Annotated in this window: 16 protein-coding genes; 7 read left to right on the forward strand and 9 right to left on the reverse strand. The window is 61.1% G+C overall.

Going from position 1 to position 20,393, the window contains the following annotated elements:
• Positions 1-183: 183 nt before the first annotated feature.
• The 5 genes from HW556_RS18820 (at position 184) to HW556_RS13005 (ending at position 4,167) form a co-directional block, all read left to right on the forward strand.
• Positions 184-945 (forward strand): ABC transporter permease, encoded by a 762-nt coding sequence (locus HW556_RS18820; protein WP_176900524.1) that lies wholly within the window; start codon positions 184-186, stop codon positions 943-945.
• Positions 946-1,021: 76 nt separating this feature from the next.
• A complete protein-coding gene (locus HW556_RS12990; RefSeq protein ID WP_176900525.1) occupies positions 1,022-1,642 on the forward strand; it encodes a hypothetical protein in 621 nt (206 codons plus the stop codon).
• A complete protein-coding gene (locus HW556_RS12995) occupies positions 1,635-2,288 on the forward strand; it encodes a hypothetical protein (protein ID WP_176900526.1) in 654 nt (217 codons plus the stop codon). Before HW556_RS12990 ends, HW556_RS12995 begins: the two co-directional genes overlap by 8 nt.
• Positions 2,289-2,388: 100 nt before the next feature.
• The gene (locus HW556_RS13000) at positions 2,389-3,132 is read left to right on the forward strand and encodes an ABC transporter ATP-binding protein (RefSeq protein ID WP_176900527.1); all 744 of its coding nucleotides are present in this window, start codon (positions 2,389-2,391) and stop codon (positions 3,130-3,132) included.
• Positions 3,133-3,222: 90 nt separating this feature from the next.
• Positions 3,223-4,167 carry a radical SAM protein gene (locus tag HW556_RS13005; protein ID WP_176900528.1) on the forward strand — a complete coding sequence of 315 codons (945 nt, stop codon included), beginning with the start codon at positions 3,223-3,225 and terminating at the stop codon, positions 4,165-4,167.
• Positions 4,168-4,350: 183 nt separating this feature from the next.
• On the opposite strand, the gene HW556_RS13010 is transcribed toward HW556_RS13005, so the two are convergent.
• Positions 4,351-5,895 (reverse strand): SulP family inorganic anion transporter, encoded by a 1,545-nt coding sequence (locus HW556_RS13010; protein WP_176900529.1) that lies wholly within the window; start codon positions 5,893-5,895, stop codon positions 4,351-4,353.
• Between the two features lie 277 nt (positions 5,896-6,172).
• Here HW556_RS13010 and HW556_RS13015 point away from each other — a divergent pair, with 277 nt between their 5' ends.
• Positions 6,173-7,048: a sterol desaturase family protein gene (locus HW556_RS13015; protein WP_176900530.1), complete on the forward strand. Its 876-nt coding sequence runs from the start codon at positions 6,173-6,175 to the stop codon at positions 7,046-7,048.
• A 133-nt stretch (positions 7,049-7,181) separates the two neighbouring features.
• Positions 7,182-9,848 carry an MGH1-like glycoside hydrolase domain-containing protein gene (locus HW556_RS13020; RefSeq protein ID WP_176900531.1) on the forward strand — a complete coding sequence of 889 codons (2,667 nt, stop codon included), beginning with the start codon at positions 7,182-7,184 and terminating at the stop codon, positions 9,846-9,848.
• A 101-nt stretch (positions 9,849-9,949) separates the two neighbouring features.
• On the opposite strand, the gene HW556_RS13025 is transcribed toward HW556_RS13020, so the two are convergent.
• The 8 genes from HW556_RS13025 to HW556_RS13060 form a co-directional block, all read right to left on the reverse strand.
• On the reverse strand, positions 9,950-10,399 hold the full coding sequence (locus tag HW556_RS13025) for an ankyrin repeat domain-containing protein (RefSeq protein ID WP_176900532.1): 450 nt from the start codon (positions 10,397-10,399) through the stop codon (positions 9,950-9,952).
• A 128-nt stretch (positions 10,400-10,527) separates the two neighbouring features.
• Positions 10,528-11,601, reverse strand: a complete 1,074-nt coding sequence (locus HW556_RS13030; protein WP_176900533.1) for a bile acid:sodium symporter family protein — start codon at positions 11,599-11,601, stop codon at positions 10,528-10,530.
• Positions 11,602-11,609: 8 nt separating this feature from the next.
• On the reverse strand, positions 11,610-12,497 hold the full coding sequence (locus HW556_RS13035; RefSeq protein ID WP_176900534.1) for a tetratricopeptide repeat protein: 888 nt from the start codon (positions 12,495-12,497) through the stop codon (positions 11,610-11,612).
• 183 nt (positions 12,498-12,680) lie between these two features.
• A complete protein-coding gene (locus tag HW556_RS13040) occupies positions 12,681-13,943 on the reverse strand; it encodes a PepSY-associated TM helix domain-containing protein (RefSeq protein WP_176900535.1) in 1,263 nt (420 codons plus the stop codon).
• A gap of 105 nt (positions 13,944-14,048) precedes the next feature.
• Positions 14,049-16,556 (reverse strand): TonB-dependent receptor, encoded by a 2,508-nt coding sequence (locus HW556_RS13045; RefSeq protein WP_176900536.1) that lies wholly within the window; start codon positions 16,554-16,556, stop codon positions 14,049-14,051.
• A 226-nt stretch (positions 16,557-16,782) separates the two neighbouring features.
• Positions 16,783-17,862 (reverse strand): LLM class flavin-dependent oxidoreductase, encoded by a 1,080-nt coding sequence (locus tag HW556_RS13050; protein ID WP_176900537.1) that lies wholly within the window; start codon positions 17,860-17,862, stop codon positions 16,783-16,785.
• A 50-nt stretch (positions 17,863-17,912) separates the two neighbouring features.
• Positions 17,913-18,554 (reverse strand): CatB-related O-acetyltransferase, encoded by a 642-nt coding sequence (locus tag HW556_RS13055; RefSeq protein ID WP_176900538.1) that lies wholly within the window; start codon positions 18,552-18,554, stop codon positions 17,913-17,915.
• A 38-nt stretch (positions 18,555-18,592) separates the two neighbouring features.
• Positions 18,593-20,182, reverse strand: coding sequence for an MDR family MFS transporter (locus tag HW556_RS13060; RefSeq protein WP_246289642.1), 1,590 nt, complete (start codon positions 20,180-20,182; stop codon positions 18,593-18,595).
• Between the last annotated feature and the right edge of the window lie 211 nt (positions 20,183-20,393).

Here is a 20,393-nt window from a genome sequence, read left to right on the forward strand (position 1 = left end):
CCGCCGTTTAACGACCATTGTTGCACGATTACCGTTGGAGCGGCGCTAACGGCGGGCGGGGATAAGGCCTGCCCCTACATTGTGCTAATAGAATCCGCTTGCAATCTGGCCCTATACGCCACATAGCCAGTTCGACAACGCTCTTCCCGTTTCCAACCCTGTACTATTTCCTTGCTCCAACTTATGCGCTCCAGACTTCTTACAACCATCCTCCTCATCCTCTTCGCGCTGCCGTTTGGGCTGCTGGGGCTGCTGGCGGTGGGGGAGGGCTGGCGCTTCCCGGAGGTGCTGCCCCCAGCCTACTCGCTGGAGCCGTTGCGCGGACTGGTAGCGGCCGATAACGACCTGCTGGCCGGCCTGGGCAAAAGCCTGCTGCTGGCCTCGGTGGTGGCGGTGCTGGCCACGGCCGGCGGCTTCGTGGTGGCGCGGGCCATAGCCGGAGCGCGGCGGCCGGGGCGCTGGACCGCCCTGAGCTACTTGCCCTATGCGCTGCCGCCGGTGCTGCTGGCCGTACTCATTCAGCCCTTTATTATCCGGATGCACCTTTCCGGTTCGGTGGGTGGGGTGCTGCTGGGGTTGCTGCTGCTGGCATTGCCCTTCGCCACGCTGCTGCTGGGCTCGTTCTGGAGCCAGCGGGCCACCGAGTACGAGCAGCTGGCCCGCACGCTGGGCTGCACGCCCCGGCAGGCGCTGCGCCGGGTGCTGCTGCCGCTGGCCGCGCCGCTGCTGCGCACCACGCTGGTGCAAACGTTTCTACTGGCTTGGTTCGATTTCGGCCTGACCAACGTATTGAGCGTGGGCAAGGTGCGTACACTCACAGTGCAGGTGTTTACGTACGTAGGCGAGGCTAATGGCCCGCTGGCGGCCGTGGCCTCGCTGCTGCTGGTACTGCCGCCTATGTTGCTACTGCTGGTCAACAAATCTGCCCTGCTGCGAAAGCCGTAATTAAGCTGCCGGTTGTTATAAGACACCCAGACCAACCTCCGGCAATCAATAATTTCAATCCGTCAACCGAACCACTATGCTGCAAGCCCTTCTGATTTCCAATGGTCTGCAAGGGCTGGATAGCCACTATGTTTCCAATGAGCTGGTGCAGTACACCACTTGTCTTGTCACCAGAAACTTCAACCCCGACCTGTTACCTTACGACCTGCTGGTGGTGCCCAACGGCTCCGACCATGTGGCCATGCTCAAGATAAAGGACAAGGTAGCGGCGTTTCTGGCGGCCGGAAAAGCGTTGATATGTTGCGACGGTTTTTTCACGGCCTGGGTGCCCGGCAACCAGTGGCTGATGGACAACACCCGCCGCACACTTGATGTACGCTACTCGGCCGGTGCCGATTCGCATGGGCTGCTGGCGAACATCGACCTTGATGAGCTGAATTTCTCGCACGGCATGAGCGGCTGGTGGGCCTGCGGCTACATCCGGGCGGCACCCGGGGCCGAGGTGCTGCTCCACGATACGTGGCAGCGCCCCATTGTGGTGCTCGACGAGGTAAGCACGCCCGGCCGGATGCTGCTCACGGCCAGCGGCCCGCTGGCCGACGTAACCTACGCTGGCAAGTCGGACAGTGCGTTGGTTACATTGTACCGCAATTTTCTCCAGCTTCTTTCCACCGAAACCGTTTCTGCACATGGCTAAGATAGGCTTGATTTTCAACGGCGTGTGGTCGCACTACGCCATGGCTACCGCCCCCAAATACCGCGACCTGTACGAACTGCTTTACGTGCACGACCTCACGGCTGAAGCCGTGCAGCACCTCGACGCACTGGCCATTCCGTTCCAGTCGAACCAGCAGGTGCTGACGGAGAAAAAGGCCATCATTTACGACTTCTTGGCGGCCGGAAAAAAGGTGTTTCTGGAAGGTGATTCCTCAACCGCTTGGCTTGATGCGCAGTGGGAGGACCAGCCCGTAAACAATTACTGGTGGGTGGACGACCCTACCAATCCGCCCGTGTCGGAAACCAACTACGACCACCCTGTGTACCAGGGCCTCACGCCCCGGCAGGCCTGCTGGCACACCCACGGCGTGTACACGCGGGTGCCCGAATCGGCCGAAATCCTGCAAACCAACGCCGCCGGCGATGTTATCACCTGGCAAACCCACGCTTATGGTGGCACGTTACTGGCCACCACCCTCGACCCGCTCGTTGAGCACGGCGTGCAGCAAATTACGCACCTCGATAATTACGTCGACCGGCTCACGTACTGGCTCAGCGGCGAGCAGCCCAGCCCCGAACGCATGACGATTGACGCGGCGGCATATGGCGTAAGGGCGTTGGTGTAAGCAAAAAGGGCTTGTCGTGCTTCGGCTGGCGTCCGCGCAGCCGAAGCATGACGGTCTCAGTGCCCGCACGTCATCATTCAAATTGATAAGTAAACCCTACATGCTTACCGTTTCCCACCTCACCAAGCAGTTCAACAACCAGCCCGTGCTACGCGATATTTCGCTGACATTGGCCAAGGGCGAAGTGCTGGCGGTGCTGGGGCGCTCGGGCTGCGGCAAAACCACGCTGCTCAAGATTCTGGCGGGCCTCGAAACCGCCGACAGCGGCACCTTGGAACTGCACGGCCAGGATTTGCGGCCGGTGCCGCCCAACGAGCGGCAAATGGTGTATCTGTACCAGGAGCCGCTGTTGTTTCCGCACCTATCGGTGTTCGAGAACGTGGCGTTTGGGCTGCGGATCCGGAAGGTGAAGGAGGTAGAAATCAAGCAGCAGGTAACCGAGCTGCTGTCCGAGCTGGAGCTAAGCGAACACGCCCAAAAGGCACCGCACCAGCTCTCGGGCGGGCAGCGGCAGCGGGTGTCGTTCGGGCGGGCGCTCATTATCCGGCCGCGTTTGCTGCTGCTGGATGAGCCCTTCGGCAACCTCGATGCCCAGACCCGCGCCGCTATGCAGGAGCTGTTTATCCGCGTCAGCCGCCAGCACCACATTACGTCCATCTTTGTTACCCACGACAGCCGCGAGGCCCTCACGGTGGGCTCGCGCCTCGGCTACCTGGAGCGCGGCCGCCTCACCAGCTTCGCCACGGTGGCCGAGTTTATCCAGGACCCGCGCACCAATATTGCCGCCGAGCTGTCTTTCTGGGAGAACATTCAGCGTACGGCTAGCCTAACGGTTGCCGAGTGACTAACAGAACGCTGTCATGCTTCGAATGCGCCTCCCGCTTCGCTCAGTATGACGTTCGGCTTTCCGCATCTGAATACCTAAAATCACCGAATGAAAACCGATTTCACGCACTGCGAATCCATTTACTGGGTATTCACCCAGCTCTGCAACGACAAGTGCGACCATTGCTACAACAGCTCCGGGCCCCAGGGCACGCGCATCAGCGTGCAGGACTGTTTCCGCATTATCGACAACCTGCCCGAGAAAGTAGACCGCCTGATTCTGTCGGGGGGCGAGCCACTGGCCGATAAGGTGAAGCTGTATTCGATTCTGGAGGCGCTGCAGCGTAAGTACCAGGGCCGCACCCAAATCATGTTGCAAACCAACGGCGACCTGCTGACCGAGAAAATCCTCGATTTGCTCATCGAAAAAGGCGTTACCCGTTTCGATATTGCCAGCATCGACCGTTACCACAAGGCCGCCGGGGCCCGGCTAATGACACTGGCCGACCTGTTTGAGAGCCGCGGCGTAAACGGCGACGACCACGACCCGCTCATCGACAAGGACAACCTGCTGGTAACCGAGCACCGCCTGAGCTGGGGCTACTGGGGCGCGAGCGAGGATATGTGGCTGGGCGGCAACTGGGCCCGCGGCCGCGCCCTCGAAAAGGACATCTGGCTCAAGGACCCCAGCCACAACTTCTGCGCCATCCTCTCGGGCGCGAAAGGCTTTCTGGGTGGCACCGAGCTGCCCCAGGAAATCAGCATCCAGCTCTGGAAAATCAACCCCTGCTGCCCCGGCACCAAGTTCCCGCTCGGCGACGCCCGCAAAGAAAAAGTGGCCGACGTGCTGCTGCGCGCCTCTAAATCGGAAATCATGCAGCGCCTCAACGAAGGAGCACCCTGGAAAATGGGCGAATCGGTTGGCGTCTCGGAAGCCCACGCTCTGGCCCGTACCGAGGACCTGCAGAACGTGTGCAAGTGGTGCGACGAGTTCTTCGAGCAGCATTTCGAGGGTCCGCTGGTAGCCTCAGAGGAGCCGAAGGTGCTGGCGTAGCTAGCAAGACAGAAGAACGTCATTCAGAGCGAAGCGAAGAATCTCGCGTGCTGACGTTGCAATGGTAGCCCTGCAGCAGGAATACCGTTACAACGTCAGCACGCGAGATTCTTCGCTTCGCTCTGAATGACGTTCTGTTTTTTAGAACGGCCGTAGCGCTAAGCTCCAGCTTCGCGCTACAACTCAATACCGTAAATCCGCGCCGGCTACGTGGTAGGTTGGGTCATCCAGGATGTTGACGTCGATGAGCGAGTCGGCGCGCTGGAGCAGGTGGCGGCAGTCGGGGCTGAGGTGGCGCAACTGCACGGTTTTGCCCAAGCGATGGTAACGCTCGGTGAGCTTGTTGAGGGCTTCGATGGCCGACATATCGGCGACGCGGCTTTCGGCAAAGTCGATGATGACCTGCTGCGGGTCGTCGGCCACGTCGAACTTCTCGCCGAACGCTTGCACCGAGCCGAAGAACAGCGGACCAAAGATTTCGTAGTGCTTCACGCCGGCCTCGTCGAGGTGCTTGCGGGCCCTGATGCGGCGGGCGTTTTCCCAGGCGAATACCAGCGCCGCAATGATGACGCCGATAAACACGGCCAGCGCCAGGTTGTGCAGCACCACCGTTACCAGCGTTACCGTTAGCATCACCACGAGGTCGGAAACGGGCATTTTGCCGAACGTTTTAAGCGAGGCCCACTCGAAGGTGCCCACCGACACCATAATCATCAGCCCGGTGAGGGCCGCCATGGGTACGCGCTCAATCAGCGAAGCGCCGAACATAATGAATACCAGCAGCATCACGGCCGCCACCACGCCCGAAAGGCGGGCGCGGGCTCCCGAGGAGATGTTGATGAGGCTCTGGCCAATCATGGCACAGCCGCCCATGCCCGAAAACACGCCCGATAGCATATTGGCCACGCCCTGCGCCACGCACTCCTTGTTGCCTCGGCCCCGGGTTTCGGTGATTTCGTCAATCAAATTCAGCGTCAGCAAACTCTCAATCAGGCCCACGCCGGCCACAATGGCGGCGTAGGGGAAAATGAGGCCCAGCGTTTCCCAGGTGAAAGGCACGGCCGGGATGTGGAACGGCGGGAAACCACCCTGAATCGAGGCAATGTCGCCCACCGTTTTGGTGTTGAGCCCGAGCCCGATAACCAGCGCCGATACCACCAGAATGGCCGTGAGCGAGGCCGGTACCACCTTGGTAAGGCGCGGCAGCAGCACAATAATGGCAATGGTGAGGCCTACCAGTCCCACCATCGAATACAGCGCCGGACCAGTTAGCCAGTGCAGCACCCCATCGGCCCCGACGGCCTGGAATTGCACCAGCTGCGAAAGGAAGATAATGATGGCCAGCCCGTTGACGAAGCCGAACATCACCGACTGCGGCACCAGCCGGATAAATTTGCCCAGCCGCAATACCCCCGCCAGAATCTGAATAGTGCCCGCCAGAATAACGGTGGCGAAGATGTACTCGACGCCGTGGGTTTTGGCCAGTGCCACCAGTACCACGGCCACCGCCCCGGTTGCGCCCGAAATCATGCCCGGCCGCCCGCCGAGCACCGACGTCACGAGGCCCATCACGAAGGCCGCGTATAAACCCACCAGCGGCGGCACCCCGGCAATAATCGAGAAAGCCACGGCTTCCGGAATCAAAGCCAAAGCCACCGTCAGGCCCGAGAGGATTTCGTTTTTGTAGTTGACTTTGTACTGCGTGAAGTAGTGTAAAACCTGTTGCATGAACGTTGAAAAGCGGGAAAGGAGCAGGGGCAAAAAAGCCGCCCGCCCCGGTCGGGTCGTGCGGCGGGAAAAGGGAAGAGCCCGGCTGAAAGGAAAGATCCGACGCGAAGGTACGGGTTCAGGAGTTGGGGTAATTCAGAAGAACGTCATTCAGAGCGCAGCGAAGAATCTCGCGTCCTGGCGTTGTATGACCGTTGTTCAACGAAGCACGCGAGATTCTTCGCTGCGCTCTGAATGACGTTCTTTGTATTCTCGTAACTGACAACCACCAGTACATATGAACCTGTTCCCCGTTTCCCACCCGTTGCTCAAGCGTTTCGATAAATACGCCACACCCATTTTGGTCGTCGTGGGCCTGGGGTTGCTGCTGTTTGAAACCCGCAAGCCGCTGCGCAAGCGCACCCGGCCCCGTACCGAGCGGTGGGTGCGCAACGCCGTGCTGGCGGCCCCCTCTATGCCGGCTATGCGCCTGACGCTGCTGCCCGCCATGGTGGGTTTGGGCAACCTCATGGCCCCGTACCGCACGCCGCTCTCGCGCCTGCCTGAGCCAGCCCGCATGCTGGCCGAAGTGCTGCTGCTCGACTACCTGGGCTACTCCTGGCACCGGCTGCTGCACTCGCCGCTGCTCTGGCGCTTTCACCGCGTCCACCACTCCGACCTCGACATGGACCTGACCACCGGCTGGCGCTTTCACTTCGGCGAAATGCTGGCCAGCATCCCGTACCGGGCCGGTATTGCGGCGCTAATGGGCGTGCGCGGCTCCACGGCTTTGGGCTTCGAGGTGGTGTTTGAGGCCTGCACCGCCTTCCACCACACCAACCTGGAGCTACCCTACGAAGTGGAGCGCCGCCTGGCCCCATTCATGGTCACCCCCCGCGCCCACGGCATCCACCACTCCATGGTCGACCGCGAAACACAGAGCAACTTCGGCGTCGTGCTCACGCTCTGGGACCGGCTCCACCGCACGCTGCGCCTCAACGTGCCCCAGCAGGACCTCACCATCGGCGTGCCCGCCTACGCCGACCCGGCCGGCCAAACCGTGGCCCGTCTGCTGGCCCTGCCCCTGGAACCCCAGGATACCTGGGAGTTGCCCAACGGCGAGGTGCCCGAGCACCCCGAATATGCCGGGCCGGTTATGGAGCTGGCAGAGTAGATTTTGGTGTCAGGTTACCAGTTTTTAGACTCCTCAGTAGCCGGCAACTGGTAACCCAGTATCTTTGCCGGCTTAACAGGGCCTGATTTTTGGTATCCTGAACCGGCGGCCCTTGGCCGGCCCGATTCTATTTATGACGCACGAACAACTGCGGCTGGCTGATGCCAACGCTCTGACCGCCCCCTGGAAGAAATTTGGCCCCTACCTCACTGAGCGACAGTGGGGAACGGTCCGGGAGGATTATAGCCCCGACGGGCAGGCCTGGAGCTTCCTGCCCCACGACATGGCGCGCAGCACCGCCTACCGCTGGGGCGAGGAAGGCATCGGTGGCCTCTCCGACGATGAGCAGCACCTGTGCCTGGCCGTGGGCCTGTGGAATGGACAGGATGAAATGCTCAAGGAGCGCCTTTTTGGCCTGACCAACCCCGAGGGCAACCACGGCGAGGATGTGAAAGAGCTGTATTACTACCTCGACAGCACGCCCACGCACTCTTACATGCGGATGCTTTACAAGTATCCGCAGGCCGAGTTTCCGTACGAGCAGTTGCGGCGCGAAAGTGCCGCCCGCACCCGCCAGGACCCCGAATTTGAGCTGCTCGATACTGGCGTTTTCGACCAGGGCCGTTACTTCGACGTGTTCATCGAGTACGCTAAAGCCGGCCCCGATGATGTGCTGCTGCGCATTACGGCCCACAACCGCGGGCCCGAAGCTGCGCCGCTGCACGTGTTGCCCCAGCTGTGGTTCCGCAACACCTGGAGTTGGGGCTACCCCGACCAGGAAGCCCGGCCCGTGGTGGCGGCCCATGCCCCCGGCACGGGCCTGGCGGCCCACCCCACGCTGGGCCAGTACTACTGCTACTGCGACCAGCCCGGCGTCGAGCTGCTGTTCTGCGACAACGACACCAATGCCTACCGCACCGGGAGTATGGCCGACTACCATAACCCCGGCCGCTACTTCAAAGACGGTATCAACGACTATGTTGTGGAGGGCGACCCCACGGCCGTAAACCCGGCCCGCCGGGGCACCAAAATGGCTGCCCATTGCCAGTTCGAAGTACCGGCCGGCGCATCGGTTACCGTGCAGGTACGCCTGACTCCGGCTGCGCTGGAAGCACCGTTTGCTGATTTCGGGGCCATATTTGAAACCCGCCAGCAGGAGGCCGACGAGTTCTACGAGTGCCTGCAGCAGGATTTGCCCGACAGCGCCGATGCCCGCAACGTGCAGCGCCAGGCTTTCGCGGGTATGCTCTGGAGCAAGCAGTTTTACTACTACGATGTGGCCCAGTGGCTCGACGGCGACCCGGCCCTGTTGCGGGTGCCCGCTACCCGCCGCCGCAAAGGCCGCAACCACAACTGGCGCCACCTGCGCAACCACGACATCATTTCGATGCCCGACACCTGGGAATACCCTTGGTACGCGGCCTGGGATTTGGCCTTCCATTGCATTCCGTTGGCCATGGTGGATGTCGAATTCGCCAAAAACCAGCTCCGGCTACTGTGCCGCGACTGGTATATGCACCCCAATGGCCAACTCCCGGCCTACGAATGGCACTTGAGCGATGTGAACCCGCCTGTACATGCCTGGGCCACTTGGCGGGTGTACCAGATGGACAAGAAGCTGAACGGCCACGGCGACCCGGCTTTTCTGGAAGCCGTGTTCCACAAGCTGGTGCTCAACTTCACGTGGTGGGTGAACCGCAAGGATAAAAGCGAGCGAAACGTATTCGAGGGTGGTTTCCTGGGCCTCGACAACATCGGCGTATTCGATAGGAGCGCCCCGCTGCCCACGGGCGGGCACATCGAGCAGTCGGATGGCACGAGCTGGATGGCCATGTTCGCGCTCAACCTGATGCGCATTGCCATGGAACTGGCCCGCACCAACTCGGTGTACCAGGAAATGGCCGGCAAGTTCTTCGAGCACTTCCTCTACATTGCTGATGCCATGACGCGCGGCGGCGACGGGCAGTTCAACCTCTGGGACGAGGAAGACCAGTTCTATTACGACGTGCTGCACACGCCCGACGGTGCCCGTACCATGCTCAAGGTGCGCTCCATCGTGGGGTTGATTCCGCTGTTTGCGGTGGAAGTGATTGATGAGGAGCTGCTCAACGAGCTGCCCGATTTCACGGAGCGGGCCCGCTGGCTGCTCGAAAACCGCCCGCACCTGGCCCAGCTCGTGTCGCGCTGGCGCGAGAAGGGAACCGACGGCGACGGCAAGGGTGACCGCCACCTGCTAAGCCTGCTGCGCCGTTCGCGCCTGCGGGCCCTGCTGCACCGTATGCTCGACGAAACCGAGTTTCTGTCTGACTACGGCATCCGCTCGATGTCGCGCGACCACCTGGCGCACCCCTACGTGTACCACACCCCCGAAACCGACTTTACGGTGCAGTACGTGCCCGGCGAGGCCGAAAGCAGCATGTTTGGGGGCAACAGCAACTGGCGCGGGCCCATCTGGTTTCCCATCAACTACCTCATCATCGAGTCGTTGCAGCGTTTCTATGCCTACTACGGCGACGCTTTCCAGGTAGAATACCCGACCGGCTCGGGCAAAATGCACACGCTCAAGCAGATTGCCGAGGCCCTCTCGGAGCGCTTGGCCAAGCTGTTTCTACGCGACGCCAACGGTCTGCGTCCGGCCTTCAACGGCGACCAGCTGATGCAGACCGACCCGCACTTCAAAGACCACCTGCTCTTCCACGAGTACTTCCACGGCGACACCGGCCGCGGCCTCGGTGCCAGCCACCAAACTGGCTGGACCGGCCTCGTGGTGCGTCTGCTGCGCTACCAGGGGTACGAATAAGAACGTAGGCCAAAAAGAGGGTTAAATATAAAAGCCATTGAAGAGTGCCTCACAGCTCTTCAATGGCTTTTATATTTAACCCTTGTTCGTTGATTTTCAGCCTATATCTTGCTCTTTATCAGTTTGATAACCTGCTCGTTTTCGCCCTCTTTGGCGGCGGCCAGTACGTCTTTTCCGTCTTTATCCTTGGCTTTGGGGTTGGCTCCGTTTGCCAGCAGGAATTCCACCACGTCGAGGCTGCCATTGGCGGCAGCGGCCATCAGCGGGGTCATCTGGAAGGAGTCGGTCTTATCAATCTGAGCCTTGTTTTTGAGTAGGGTCTTCACTAAGTCGAGGTGACCGTTGCTGGCAGCAATAACCAGGAACGTGGTTGGGAAGCCAGGCATCATTTCTACCGGCGCGTTGACATCGGCTCCGGCTCCGAGCAGGGCTTCCACATCGGCCGGGTGGTTTTTTACGACTGCCGCGTATACTTTCTGGGTGGGCGTCTGGGCCCGGGCCAGAAGAGTGGTGGTCAGAAATAGCGCAAAAACGAGAAGAAGTTTTTTCATTCCGGAAAGCGGGGACAGGAAACAGGTAAAACAGCCGGAAGATACGATTTTGGCGGAAAACATCAACGCAGTAAAAACCGCCTGCCCAATTATGGCCCTGGGACAATCCACTCAAAAGCCAATTCGGACTAGTCGGCCGGAGCGGCCCCGGCCAATGCCTCGGCGCGTTGCGCCACCCGGCCAAATTGTTGAGCCATGATGCTGGCCAGTACGATTTGCAGGGCGTGGTAGAGCATAAGCGGCAGCAGCAGCGCCCCCGTAGCAGCGGTGGCCGGAAACAGCAGACTGGCAAACACGCTGCCATGCACCAGACTCTTCTTGGAGCCGCAGAAAATGGCCGTGGTGCGGTCGGCGGCCGGAAAGCTCAACAGCCGGCTGGCCCCGGCCACCAGCCCGAACACCGCGAAATACAGCCCCACCATGCCCAGGCCCAATAGTGCCACCGTGGCCGGCGCGTAACTGCGAAACACGCCTTGGCCAAACGATTCGCAGAACGAGACGAACACGATACTCAGGATAACCACCTGGTCGAGCACCCGCAACCGGCCTTTGTGCCGCCCGGCCCACTCGCCGAAGCGTGGATTCAGTAGCATGCCGGCCCCCACGGGCAGTACCACCTGCCAGGCTAAACTTAGGGCCAGCCGGCCCAGCCCCTCAGTACCGCCCGCGCTGGTCGGGTGTAGTACCAGGCCCACCCACAGCGGCGTAAGGGCAATGCCCAGCAGGGCGCTCAGGCTGGCATTGAAAATAGCGGCCGGCACATTGCCGCGCCCCATGCTCACCATCACCACCGAAGTGGAAACCGTACTTGGCAGTACGCACAGAAAGAAAATGCTGGGCCACAGCAGCTGCCCCTGCGCACCGCCAAACAGCGGCCGCACCGCCAGCGCCAGCAGCGGAAACAACAGAAAAGTGGTAAGCTGCACCACCACGTGCAGCCGCCAGTTGCGGGTGCCATTGCGCAGGCTGCTCAGGCTCAGCTTGAGGCCGTAGAGAAAGAAAACCAGCGCCACGCCCCCGGTATTGAGCGCATCCCAGGGCAGGACACTTGCCTCGCCGCCCGCCTGCGGAAACAGGTAAGCCAGCCCCACCACCCCAAATAGCGCGGGCAGAAACCAGTCGAGCAGGCCGGCACTGCGCAACAGGGCTTTAAAACGGTTTTCGGCGGGGGGCAGGGGGGCAGGCGCGGCGGGTTGTGGCATCAGCAGGATTACTCCTTGATTTCGAAATTATACTGTTGAGCCCTGCTGCGAAACAGATCAAGCTGATTGTTCTTCTTCATCGCGCCGTACAGTAGGCTGATAAGCTTGTTGCTGTCGGCAAGATAGGGCGACTCCTGCTGCGTGTACAAGCGATGAGCCTGGAACAGGTTATCGAGGGCAGCGGGAAAATCACTGGCAACCAAGGCCATTTTTCCGGCTCCAAAATAACCCTCGGGGTTGTAGGGATGAAAAAAGCGCAGTTTCTCGAAGTAGGCACGCGCCTCGTCTGGCTTTTCCAGCCGGTTTTGCACTACCGCCATATTCAGTAGGGCCAGTTCACCTTCCGGAAAGATGGCCAGGGATTTCGCGTAGTAATCGGCAGTTTTTTTGAAATCCTGCAGCTGCCGGTAGCAAATGGCCGCGTGGTCGTGGGCTTTTACAAATTGACGGTCGAGCTTGAGGGCTTTTAGAAAAAAGGGCAGGGCCTGCTTATATTGTTGCTTCTCCAGCAGCGCGGTACCAGCATCGTACTCCTTCTGAGCTGCCGCCACACTCGAAGGTGCATAAAAACGTTCGGTGCGCTGCACTACGTAAGCATTGCGCACGGGCGGGCACGACGCGGTTGCCAGCTCCCGGGTTTTGAGGCCGGCGTTCTGAATGTCTTCTACCGTGCCAATGGCCTCCAGACTACCCTGCTGGACGGCGGCTTCGGTTAGTGCCTGGGAGAGGCATTGTTGCAGTCGGGTCGCCACCGAATTGGGTTGGGTGCCTTCTCCGATGCAGGCGCAGAGCTTCTCGGCGGCGAGTTGGGGTAGGGTAGCAGTCTGGGCCGCCAGTGGGCCGGCCGCTAACAGCACTGTAGCAGCAACTACTGCTTGTTTAAAGAAGGGCAACATGAATAGGCGAAATAGTATTGGGCGGGCAATATGCGGCCTGTCAATGGAATTAGCGCATCATTACCTGCCAAATATCAGGTGTTAGGTTACAGCACGCAAACAAAAAAGCACCATCCTGTGAGGGACGATGCTTCCGGAAGAAAAATCCAGCTATTGCTGCCGAACCCAGAAACACCCCGAGTCCTACGCCACCAGCTGTTTGGCTGTTTTCTTGCGGTTCTTTTTCAGGCGGTTCAGCCACATGATGGTACCCGTGATAGGGAAGGTGAAGCCCAGCAAACAGGCCACGAGGCTGACGACTTTGCCCGGCCAGCCCCAGATAGCGCCCGTATGCACCGGCTTAAACAGGCCCCGGACCCGCTGGCCCAGGTTGCGCTGCTCGTAGGTCTGGGCGCCCACCACCTCACCGCTGTACTGGTCGAGGTAAACCTCGTCGGTCATATTATCGGTGGTGGCATCGGCCCGCAGGGTGGCTAGCTTGAAGCTGGCTGTGGAATCCTTGGGTAATTGCAGGCTGTAAAATACCGACTGCGGGGCCAGCTGGCGGGCGCGGGCCAAGGCCGCATCGGGCGAGAGGCCGGCCGCGGCTGCCGAAACTTCCGGCGCTGCCAGGGCCAGGGGCACCGCCGAAACGGGTGGCTCGGGGCGCTCCATGCTGGAGTTGGTCACGGCGTAGATGCCCTTGTTGAACCACTCAAACGACCAGGCCAGGCCCGTGAAGGCAAACACGAACAGCAGCAGGGCGGCGTAGAAGCCCAGCACCACGTGCAAATCGTGGTTGAGGCGCTTCCAGCTGCCATCCCACTTCACGTTGAGGCGCTGGCGCAGGGCCTTGCGCGAGGCTGGCCACCATAGCACCAGCCCGGTACCGATGATGAACAGGAACATCACCGTGCTCACGCCCACTATTAGCTTGCCGATGTCGCCGCCCACCATGCCGCGGTGCAGGGCCATTACCGTGTAGAAGAACGTATCGCGGTAGTTCAGCTCACCCGTTACGGCCGCCGTGTAGGGGTTCACGAAAAGCGTGGGGCCGCGGCCGCCGCCTTTCTCGATCTTCTTTCCGTCGGCCTTGCCCGCTTTGCCGTTCGCCGCTGCTTCAGCCGCTTTATTTTCGACAGGGTGGGGGGCGCCGGCTGCGGCTTCCTTGCCGCCCTCGGGCGCACCGGCCAGACTGAACTCCACGGTGCGGGTGGGGTCGGCGTACACCTTGAGGCCCGTGATGCTGGCCCCCGGTTTGGCTGTCTGCACGGCGGCCGTCAGCTGGCTCAGGGGCAGGCGGGGGCTGCTGGCAGCGGGTGGGGCCACGAAGTAGCGCTCGGAGTGCCAGGCCTGCGTCAGTTCTTTCTCAAAAACCAACAGGCCGCCCGTAAGGCTCACTAGGGCAATTACCAGCCCCGAAGCCAAACTGAGGTACAAGTGAATATTGCGGAAAAAAGTCTTCATCTGATGATTCTAACAGGTAAAAAGATCGTCATTCTGATAAATAAAACGTCATTCTGAGCGAAGCGGAGCGCAGTCGAAGAATGACGCTCCTGCCTAATCCCTCACCTACAGCCGGTAGCTGAGCGTGGTCATAAACTGGCGGGGGGCGATGGGGTTCACGCTGTTGTCGTCGTGCACGTTGTAGCTGAGCTGGTTGAGCACGTTCGAGAGCTTGAGTTGCAACGAAAGCCGGTCGAGGGTGTAGCCCACCGAGGCATCGAGCTGGGTGTAGCCCGCGAGTTGAATCAGGCGATACTGGTCGTTGGCGACATTGCCGCGGGTGCTGCGGCCGGCCTGCCGCTCGCCGATATACAGGGCAGTCAGGCCCGCGGTCAGGCCCCGAAAAGAGCCCTGCTCGACGGTGTAGAAGGCCGTGGCGTTGGCGGTATGGGCGGGGTTGTAGCGCAGCAGGCTGCCCACGGTGTAGATGTTGCTGCGGGTGTAGGTGGTGCGGTTATAGCTGTAGCCGGCCAGCACGGTCCAGCCGTTCAAGGGCTTGCTCTGCACGTCCAGCTCCACGCCGCGGCTGGTTACCTCGCCGGCCAGTTCGCGGGCATTCGGGAAGGTGGGATTGTAGTTGGCGGCGTCGCTGAGGATGGTCTGGGCTAGGTTGCCATTCACGATTTGATAGGCGGTGATGTTGGCCGAAAGGCGACCATCCAGCAACTCCTTCTTCACGCCCAGCTCATACTGGTCGACCAGCGTGGGCGAGAGGGACTGGCCGGTGTTGTCGGTGCCGGTGTTGAGGTTGAACGAGTTGGCGTAGGAGGCAAACACCGACATCGTTTTCAGCGGCTGGTACACCAGGCCCACCCGGGGCGAGAAGGCATCGTCGGTGCTTTTGCTCAACTCACCTAACTGATCGGGCTGACCATTTTTGTAGCTAAGCTGCTGGCTGCCGGTTTCCTGGTAGCTGTAGCGCACGCCGGCCAGCAGCTTCAGGTTGTCGGTGATGCCAATCAAATCCTGCACGTACACGCCCACCCGCCGAATGGGCGAGAAGGTGCGGGTGTTGCGGCTGAACCCGGGCTGGCTGGTGCGCTCGGCGTAGCGGCGGGGCTCAAACACGTTGATGGAATCGTAGTTGGCCACGCGGTTGTAGGCCACGTTCACGGTGTTGTACTTGTCGGCATCAACCCCCACCAGCAGCGTGTGGCTCAGAACGCCGGTGCGAAGCTGGCCCGTCAGGTCGAGCTGGCCCAAAAAGTAGTCTTCGTTGCTATCGGTGGCCTGCAGGCTGCGCACCAGGTTGCCGTAAAGGGCCGGACTGCCACTTAGGATTTTGTTGGGCTCAACCTGCTTGTTCACGCCAGCAAAAATGTCCACCCGGTCGCGGATGGTGGTGGGGCGCACGGCCGAGCGTAGGTTGCTGCTGAAGCCCTGATAAGCGGCCACGCCGCGCAGCTGCCACTCATCGGTGAGGCGGTGGGTGAGCGTGGCGGTGGCCGATTTCTGCTGGGTGGCAATGTTGGCCCAGTCGGTGTTCAGTGTGCGGCTGCGGGGCACGTCGGCAATGCGGTAGTTGATGGCGCCGAGGCCGAAATCGGGCGTGCGGTTGTCGTTGAGGTAGTCGCCTTCAAGCAGGAAATCGGTTTTTGCGCCTACTTTGAAGAGCAGCGAAGGGTTCACGTAAAATCGCTCGCCCTTTACCCCGTCGCGGAAGCTGCGGCCGTTTTCGTAGGTCGTATTCACCCGAAACGCCACGTGCTCGCTGCCATTTATGGCCCCGTACACATCGAGCATGGGCTTGTAGAAGTCGTAGCTGCCGGCGCGTAGGGCCAGCGAGCCGCCCGACTCGAAGCGGGGCTTTTTAGTAACCAGGTTGAGGATGCCGCCGGCCGCCACGTTGCCATAGAGGATGGCCGCGCTACCCTTGAGCACCTCCAGCCGCTCCAGCGAGCTGGTTTCGGGCAGGATGCTGTTGTTGTAGCGCACCCCGTTTTTAAAGGTGTTGCTACTGCCGAACGTGAAGCCACGGCCCGAGATTTCCTGCTGGTAGCCGCCCGTATTGCCCGATACGTACACGCCGTTCACGTTGGCCAGCGCGTCGCTCAGGCGCACCACTTGCTGCTGCTCCAGCACTTGGCGCTCCACCGTGGCGGTGCTCTGGGGCAAATCGAGCGGGGCAATGGCCATTTTGCCCACCGCCACCGGCCGCTCGTTCAGGCTGCGGCTGCCGTTGATGGTTACTTCCTGCAGGGCCTGGCTGCCCGCTACCAGCGCAAAGGCCGGCAGCGTGGCCGTTTGGCCAGCCACCACGCGCACGGCCATTTCCTGCAGGTCGTAGCCCAAACTGCTCACTACCAGCTGGTAGTTGCCCTCCGGCGCAGTCAGCCGGAACTGACCATTGGCATCGGTGGCCGTGCCGTGGTAGGTGCCCTTCAACGCTACCGAAACGCCCTCCATTGGCCGGCCCTGCGCGTCATGCACCAGCCCAGTCACCCGGCCTTTCGGGGCTGCATCATCATCGGGGCCGTTGGCTGCCGCCAGCGTAATGGGCGCGGAGGCCGTCTTGGCAATAGGCAGGGAGAGGGGCAGGCTCAGCAGCAGTAGCAGCGGTAAAGGTCGAGGCATATAGAAAGAAGCGTTGCGCTTGTTTAGAATGATTAAAAACAATGCAAAGCTCTCATCTATTTAGATGAATTCAAAATAAGACTATAAATGTATTTTGATTTGCCACCCAACGCGCTGTTACATACATTTTTCAGATGCGAAGAAAACGATTGGCAGCATCCGCAGCCCCTAAACACGAAAAGCCTGGCTGAGCCAGACTTTTCGTGTTTGGTTGAAACCGACACTGCTACACTGCCTCCAAAGCCGGCCGGGCCGATGCCACCGTTGCCGAAAGATCGAAGGCGTCGGCCAGCAATTCGTAGGAGCGCAGGCGGTCATCGTAGTCGTGGGTGATAGTGACGGCTACCACTTCGTTTACGCCGTAGCTGGCGGCCAGGGCCTCAATTTCGGCTTTCACCTTGTCAGGCGTGCCGCTGATGATGCGCTGGTGGTGGTAGGCCAGGCGGGCCTGCAGGTCGGGCAAGAGGGCGGCCACGTTCACTGTTTCGGCCGCTTCGATGGGCGTAAACTGGCCGGTTTCGAGCTTAAGCATCTGCAACGCCAGATTATCGGCCAGCAACTGGGCACGGCCGGCCGTGTCGGCGCACACCACGAAAATGGCCACGTTAGCCTGGGGCGCAGCCAGCTCGGGCGAAGGCCGGAACCGCTCCCGGTACAACTCCACCATTTTCGGTCCGCCGTTGGGGTTGATGAAGTGGGCGAAGCTGAAGGCCGCCCCGACGTGGGCCGCAAATAGCCCGCTCTGGCCGCTGGAGCTAAGTAGCCACATTTCGGGCACCGTATCTACAAACGGTGCGGCTTTTACCTGGGCGTGAATGGTATCGGGCACCACGTCGTCGCGCAGGAAAGCGCGTAGGGCCATGAGTTGCTCGGCAAAATCCTGGTCGCTGAACGTGTTGTGCGGGTTGAGGGCGTGGGCCGTGATGCGGTCGGTGCCGGGGGCGCGGCCGATACCTAGGTCGATGCGGCCGGGATACAGCGTTTCGAGCAGGCGGAAGTTCTCGGCCACCTTCAGGGCCGAATAATGAGGCAGCATCACGCCGCCCGACCCGAGCCGGATGCGGCTGGTTTCGGCCCCCAAACGACCCAGCAGTACCTCGGGCGACGAGCCGGCCAGCGTGCGGGTGTTGTGGTGCTCGCTCACCCAGAAGCGGGTGAAGCCCAGCCGGTCGCTCAGCCGCGCCAGCTCCACAGTGTGCAGCAGCGCCTCGCGCGGCGTGCGCCCCAGTGGCACCGGCGACTGGTCGAGCACGCTGAGTTGAATTTTAGTAGGCACGGAGGGGGGAGTCAGGTTGGAATAATTCATAGCTGCCATAACCCTCGGTCAGTGCGGGAAGTTCTGGCAGGCCCACCTGCTTATTCGGCGCGCTCCAGGGCCTCCACGTCAGCCGCATTCAATAGTGCTAGGTGGCGGGTGATTTTTTCGGCCGGCCAGTGCCACCACGCCAGCTTCTGAAGCCGCGCAATGGTGTCTTCATCGAAGCGGTAGCGGATCACTTGTGCGGGGTTGCCCGCCACAATGGCGTAGGCCGGCACGGCGCGCGTTACCACGGCTTTGCTGGCCACTACTGCCCCGTTGCCAATCTCGATACCGGATATAATGGTCGCCTCATGCCCGATCCAGACGTCGTGGCCCACTACGGTATCTCCCTTCGACGGGTATTTGACGGCCACCGACTGCCCGTTCATGGCGGCTTCCCAGCCATGGCCGAAAATGGCGAATGGAAACGTGGATACCGGCGCGGTTTCGTGGTTGCCCCCGTTCATGATAAACTTCACCCCCGAAGCCAGCGCGCAGAATCGCCCGATGATAAGCCGGTCGCCAGTAAAATCGAAGTAATAGAGGACGTTGCGCTCGAAATTGGCGGGGTCGTCGAAATCATCATAGTAGGTGTAGTCGCCTACCTCGATGTTGGGCCGGGTGATGAAGTTGCGGAGAAAAACCAGCCGCCGGTGGTGCGGTAGCGGGTAAAGCGTGGCGGGGTCAGGACCGGTCATAAGTTAGCAGGGAAAGCCGCGAAAATAGCAGGCTGCCATTACTTTGCCTTCACCGGCGGAGCCTCCTCGTTGGTTTTGCGCAGCGGCAGCTCGGGCACGAACAGCGTCATCACGAAGCCCCCGGCCACCAGCAGCAGCGTCACCAGATACACCTGCGAAATGGCCTCCGAAAACGCGGCTTTTAGCTCCGGCGAAGCGGGCGTGCCAGCCGGCATTACCACCGGACCTTCGCCTACCGGGGCCGCCTGGGCCGCCGCGGCCGTGGGGGCCACGCCGCCCGCCGGACCGGCGGCGGGCAGCACGCTACTCAGGCCCAGCGAGAGAATCACTCCCAGAATAGAGGCCGCAATGGCCCCACCAATCTGCCGGAAGAATTGGCTGGCCGAGGTGGCTTGCCCGATAAACTGCGGCTCGACGGCGTTTTGGATGGCTAGTGTGTAGAGCGGCATGCTCGGGCCCAAGCCCACTCCGCAAATCAGCAGGTACACCAGCACCTGTTTGTATTCGACGGTGGGTGGCATGGTGGCCAACAGCGCGAGGCCGCCCATCAGCACCACCAGCCCGGCCAGCATCCAGCGCTTGTAGTGGCCGTAGCGCGATACCATTTGTCCCGCCAGCAACGAGCCCGTCACCACGCCCATCGACAGCGGAATCAGGCTCACGCCGGCACTGGTAGCCGATTCACCCAGTACGTTCACCATAAACAGCGGCTCGAAAATAATGAGCCCCAGAAAAGCCCCTCCCAGTAGGAACAGCGCCGCGTTGGCCGTCCGGAACACCGGGTTTTTGAACAGGCTGAACGCCAGGATAGGGTTGGGGTGGCGCAGGCTGCGGCGTACGAACAGTAGCAGCATCAGGGCCGCGAAGGACAGCAGGCCCAGCGTAACGGGGTCGGTCCAGCCATACTCGTTCTTGTTGAGCTGCAGGCCGATGACCAGTGAGCCCAGGCCCAGAATCAGCAGCAGCATCGAGAGGTAGTCGAGTGGCTTGGGCGCGATGCGGGGGCGCAGTGGGGGCATCTGGGTGATGATGAACCAGAGCGCCAGCGCGCCCAGCGGCAGGTTCACGTAGAACACCAGTCGCCAGCCCGCTACGCCTGGAATCAGGTCGGTGCCGTTATCAGTGAGGAAGCCGCCCAGAAACGGCCCCAGCACCGACGAGGTGCCGAACACGGCCCCCACAAACCCCTGGTAACGCCCCCGCTCGGCCGGCGGAAACAGGTCGGCAATAACGATGAAGGCCATGGCGAACAGCCCCGCCCCGCCCAGGCCTTGGATGGCCCGGAAAACAATCAACTGCGTCATTCCGTCGCCCAGTAACGGCAACGTGCCGAACTCGCCGGCCAGTCCGCACAGCACCGAACCCAGCAAAAACACGCTCACGGCAATAATTTCGATGGTGCGCCGCGAGTAGGTATCGGCTAGCTTGCCATAGATGGGGACCAGCGCTGTGCTGGCCACCAGGTACGAAGTGGCGACCCAGGTAAACCGGTCGAGCCCCCGCAGGTCGTCCACGATGCGCGGCAAAGCGGTGCTGACGATGGTTTGGTCGAGGGCCCCCAGAAACATGGCCAGTAGCACGGCGCCAAACGTGAGCATTTTCTGCCGGTGCGAGAGTTGTTCGGTCATAAGCCAAGCTGTACGGCCGGCGGCGGTGCCGGTTGCTGGCGGGTACAAAGGGTTGGGCAGGAATAAAGTCAACAATCCTCAGCTCGTCATGCTGAGCGAAGCCGAAGCATCTCTACCGCTTCGCTCAGTATGACTGTTTATTTTCACTCCTGTGCCGGTTCTTCTCCCACCCATTGAAGCACATTTCCTGCCGCCGCTTACCTTCGCGGCC

It is taken from the genome of Hymenobacter terrestris (assembly GCF_013377905.1).
Classification (GTDB): Bacteria; Bacteroidota; Bacteroidia; order Cytophagales; family Hymenobacteraceae; genus Hymenobacter; species Hymenobacter terrestris.

Excerpts from the sequence above, each read along its gene's own strand:
- HW556_RS13045 (WP_176900536.1), bottom strand. The coding sequence starts at position 16,556 with ATGCCTCGACCTTTACCGCTGCTACTGCTGCTGAGCCTGCCCCTCTCC.
- HW556_RS18820 (WP_176900524.1), top strand. The coding sequence starts at position 184 with ATGCGCTCCAGACTTCTTACAACCATCCTCCTCATCCTCTTCGCGCTG.
- HW556_RS13000 (WP_176900527.1), top strand. The coding sequence starts at position 2,389 with ATGCTTACCGTTTCCCACCTCACCAAGCAGTTCAACAACCAGCCCGTG.
- HW556_RS12995 (WP_176900526.1), top strand. The coding sequence starts at position 1,635 with ATGGCTAAGATAGGCTTGATTTTCAACGGCGTGTGGTCGCACTACGCC.
- HW556_RS12990 (WP_176900525.1), top strand. The coding sequence starts at position 1,022 with ATGCTGCAAGCCCTTCTGATTTCCAATGGTCTGCAAGGGCTGGATAGC.
- HW556_RS13040 (WP_176900535.1), bottom strand. The coding sequence starts at position 13,943 with ATGAAGACTTTTTTCCGCAATATTCACTTGTACCTCAGTTTGGCTTCG.
- HW556_RS13015 (WP_176900530.1), top strand. The coding sequence starts at position 6,173 with ATGAACCTGTTCCCCGTTTCCCACCCGTTGCTCAAGCGTTTCGATAAA.
- HW556_RS13020 (WP_176900531.1), top strand. The coding sequence starts at position 7,182 with ATGACGCACGAACAACTGCGGCTGGCTGATGCCAACGCTCTGACCGCC.
- HW556_RS13050 (WP_176900537.1), bottom strand. The coding sequence starts at position 17,862 with ATGAATTATTCCAACCTGACTCCCCCCTCCGTGCCTACTAAAATTCAA.
- HW556_RS13005 (WP_176900528.1), top strand. The coding sequence starts at position 3,223 with ATGAAAACCGATTTCACGCACTGCGAATCCATTTACTGGGTATTCACC.
- HW556_RS13010 (WP_176900529.1), bottom strand. The coding sequence starts at position 5,895 with ATGCAACAGGTTTTACACTACTTCACGCAGTACAAAGTCAACTACAAA.
- HW556_RS13035 (WP_176900534.1), bottom strand. The coding sequence starts at position 12,497 with ATGTTGCCCTTCTTTAAACAAGCAGTAGTTGCTGCTACAGTGCTGTTA.
- HW556_RS13055 (WP_176900538.1), bottom strand. The coding sequence starts at position 18,554 with ATGACCGGTCCTGACCCCGCCACGCTTTACCCGCTACCGCACCACCGG.
- HW556_RS13030 (WP_176900533.1), bottom strand. The coding sequence starts at position 11,601 with ATGCCACAACCCGCCGCGCCTGCCCCCCTGCCCCCCGCCGAAAACCGT.
- HW556_RS13025 (WP_176900532.1), bottom strand. The coding sequence starts at position 10,399 with ATGAAAAAACTTCTTCTCGTTTTTGCGCTATTTCTGACCACCACTCTT.
- HW556_RS13060 (WP_246289642.1), bottom strand. The coding sequence starts at position 20,182 with ATGACCGAACAACTCTCGCACCGGCAGAAAATGCTCACGTTTGGCGCC.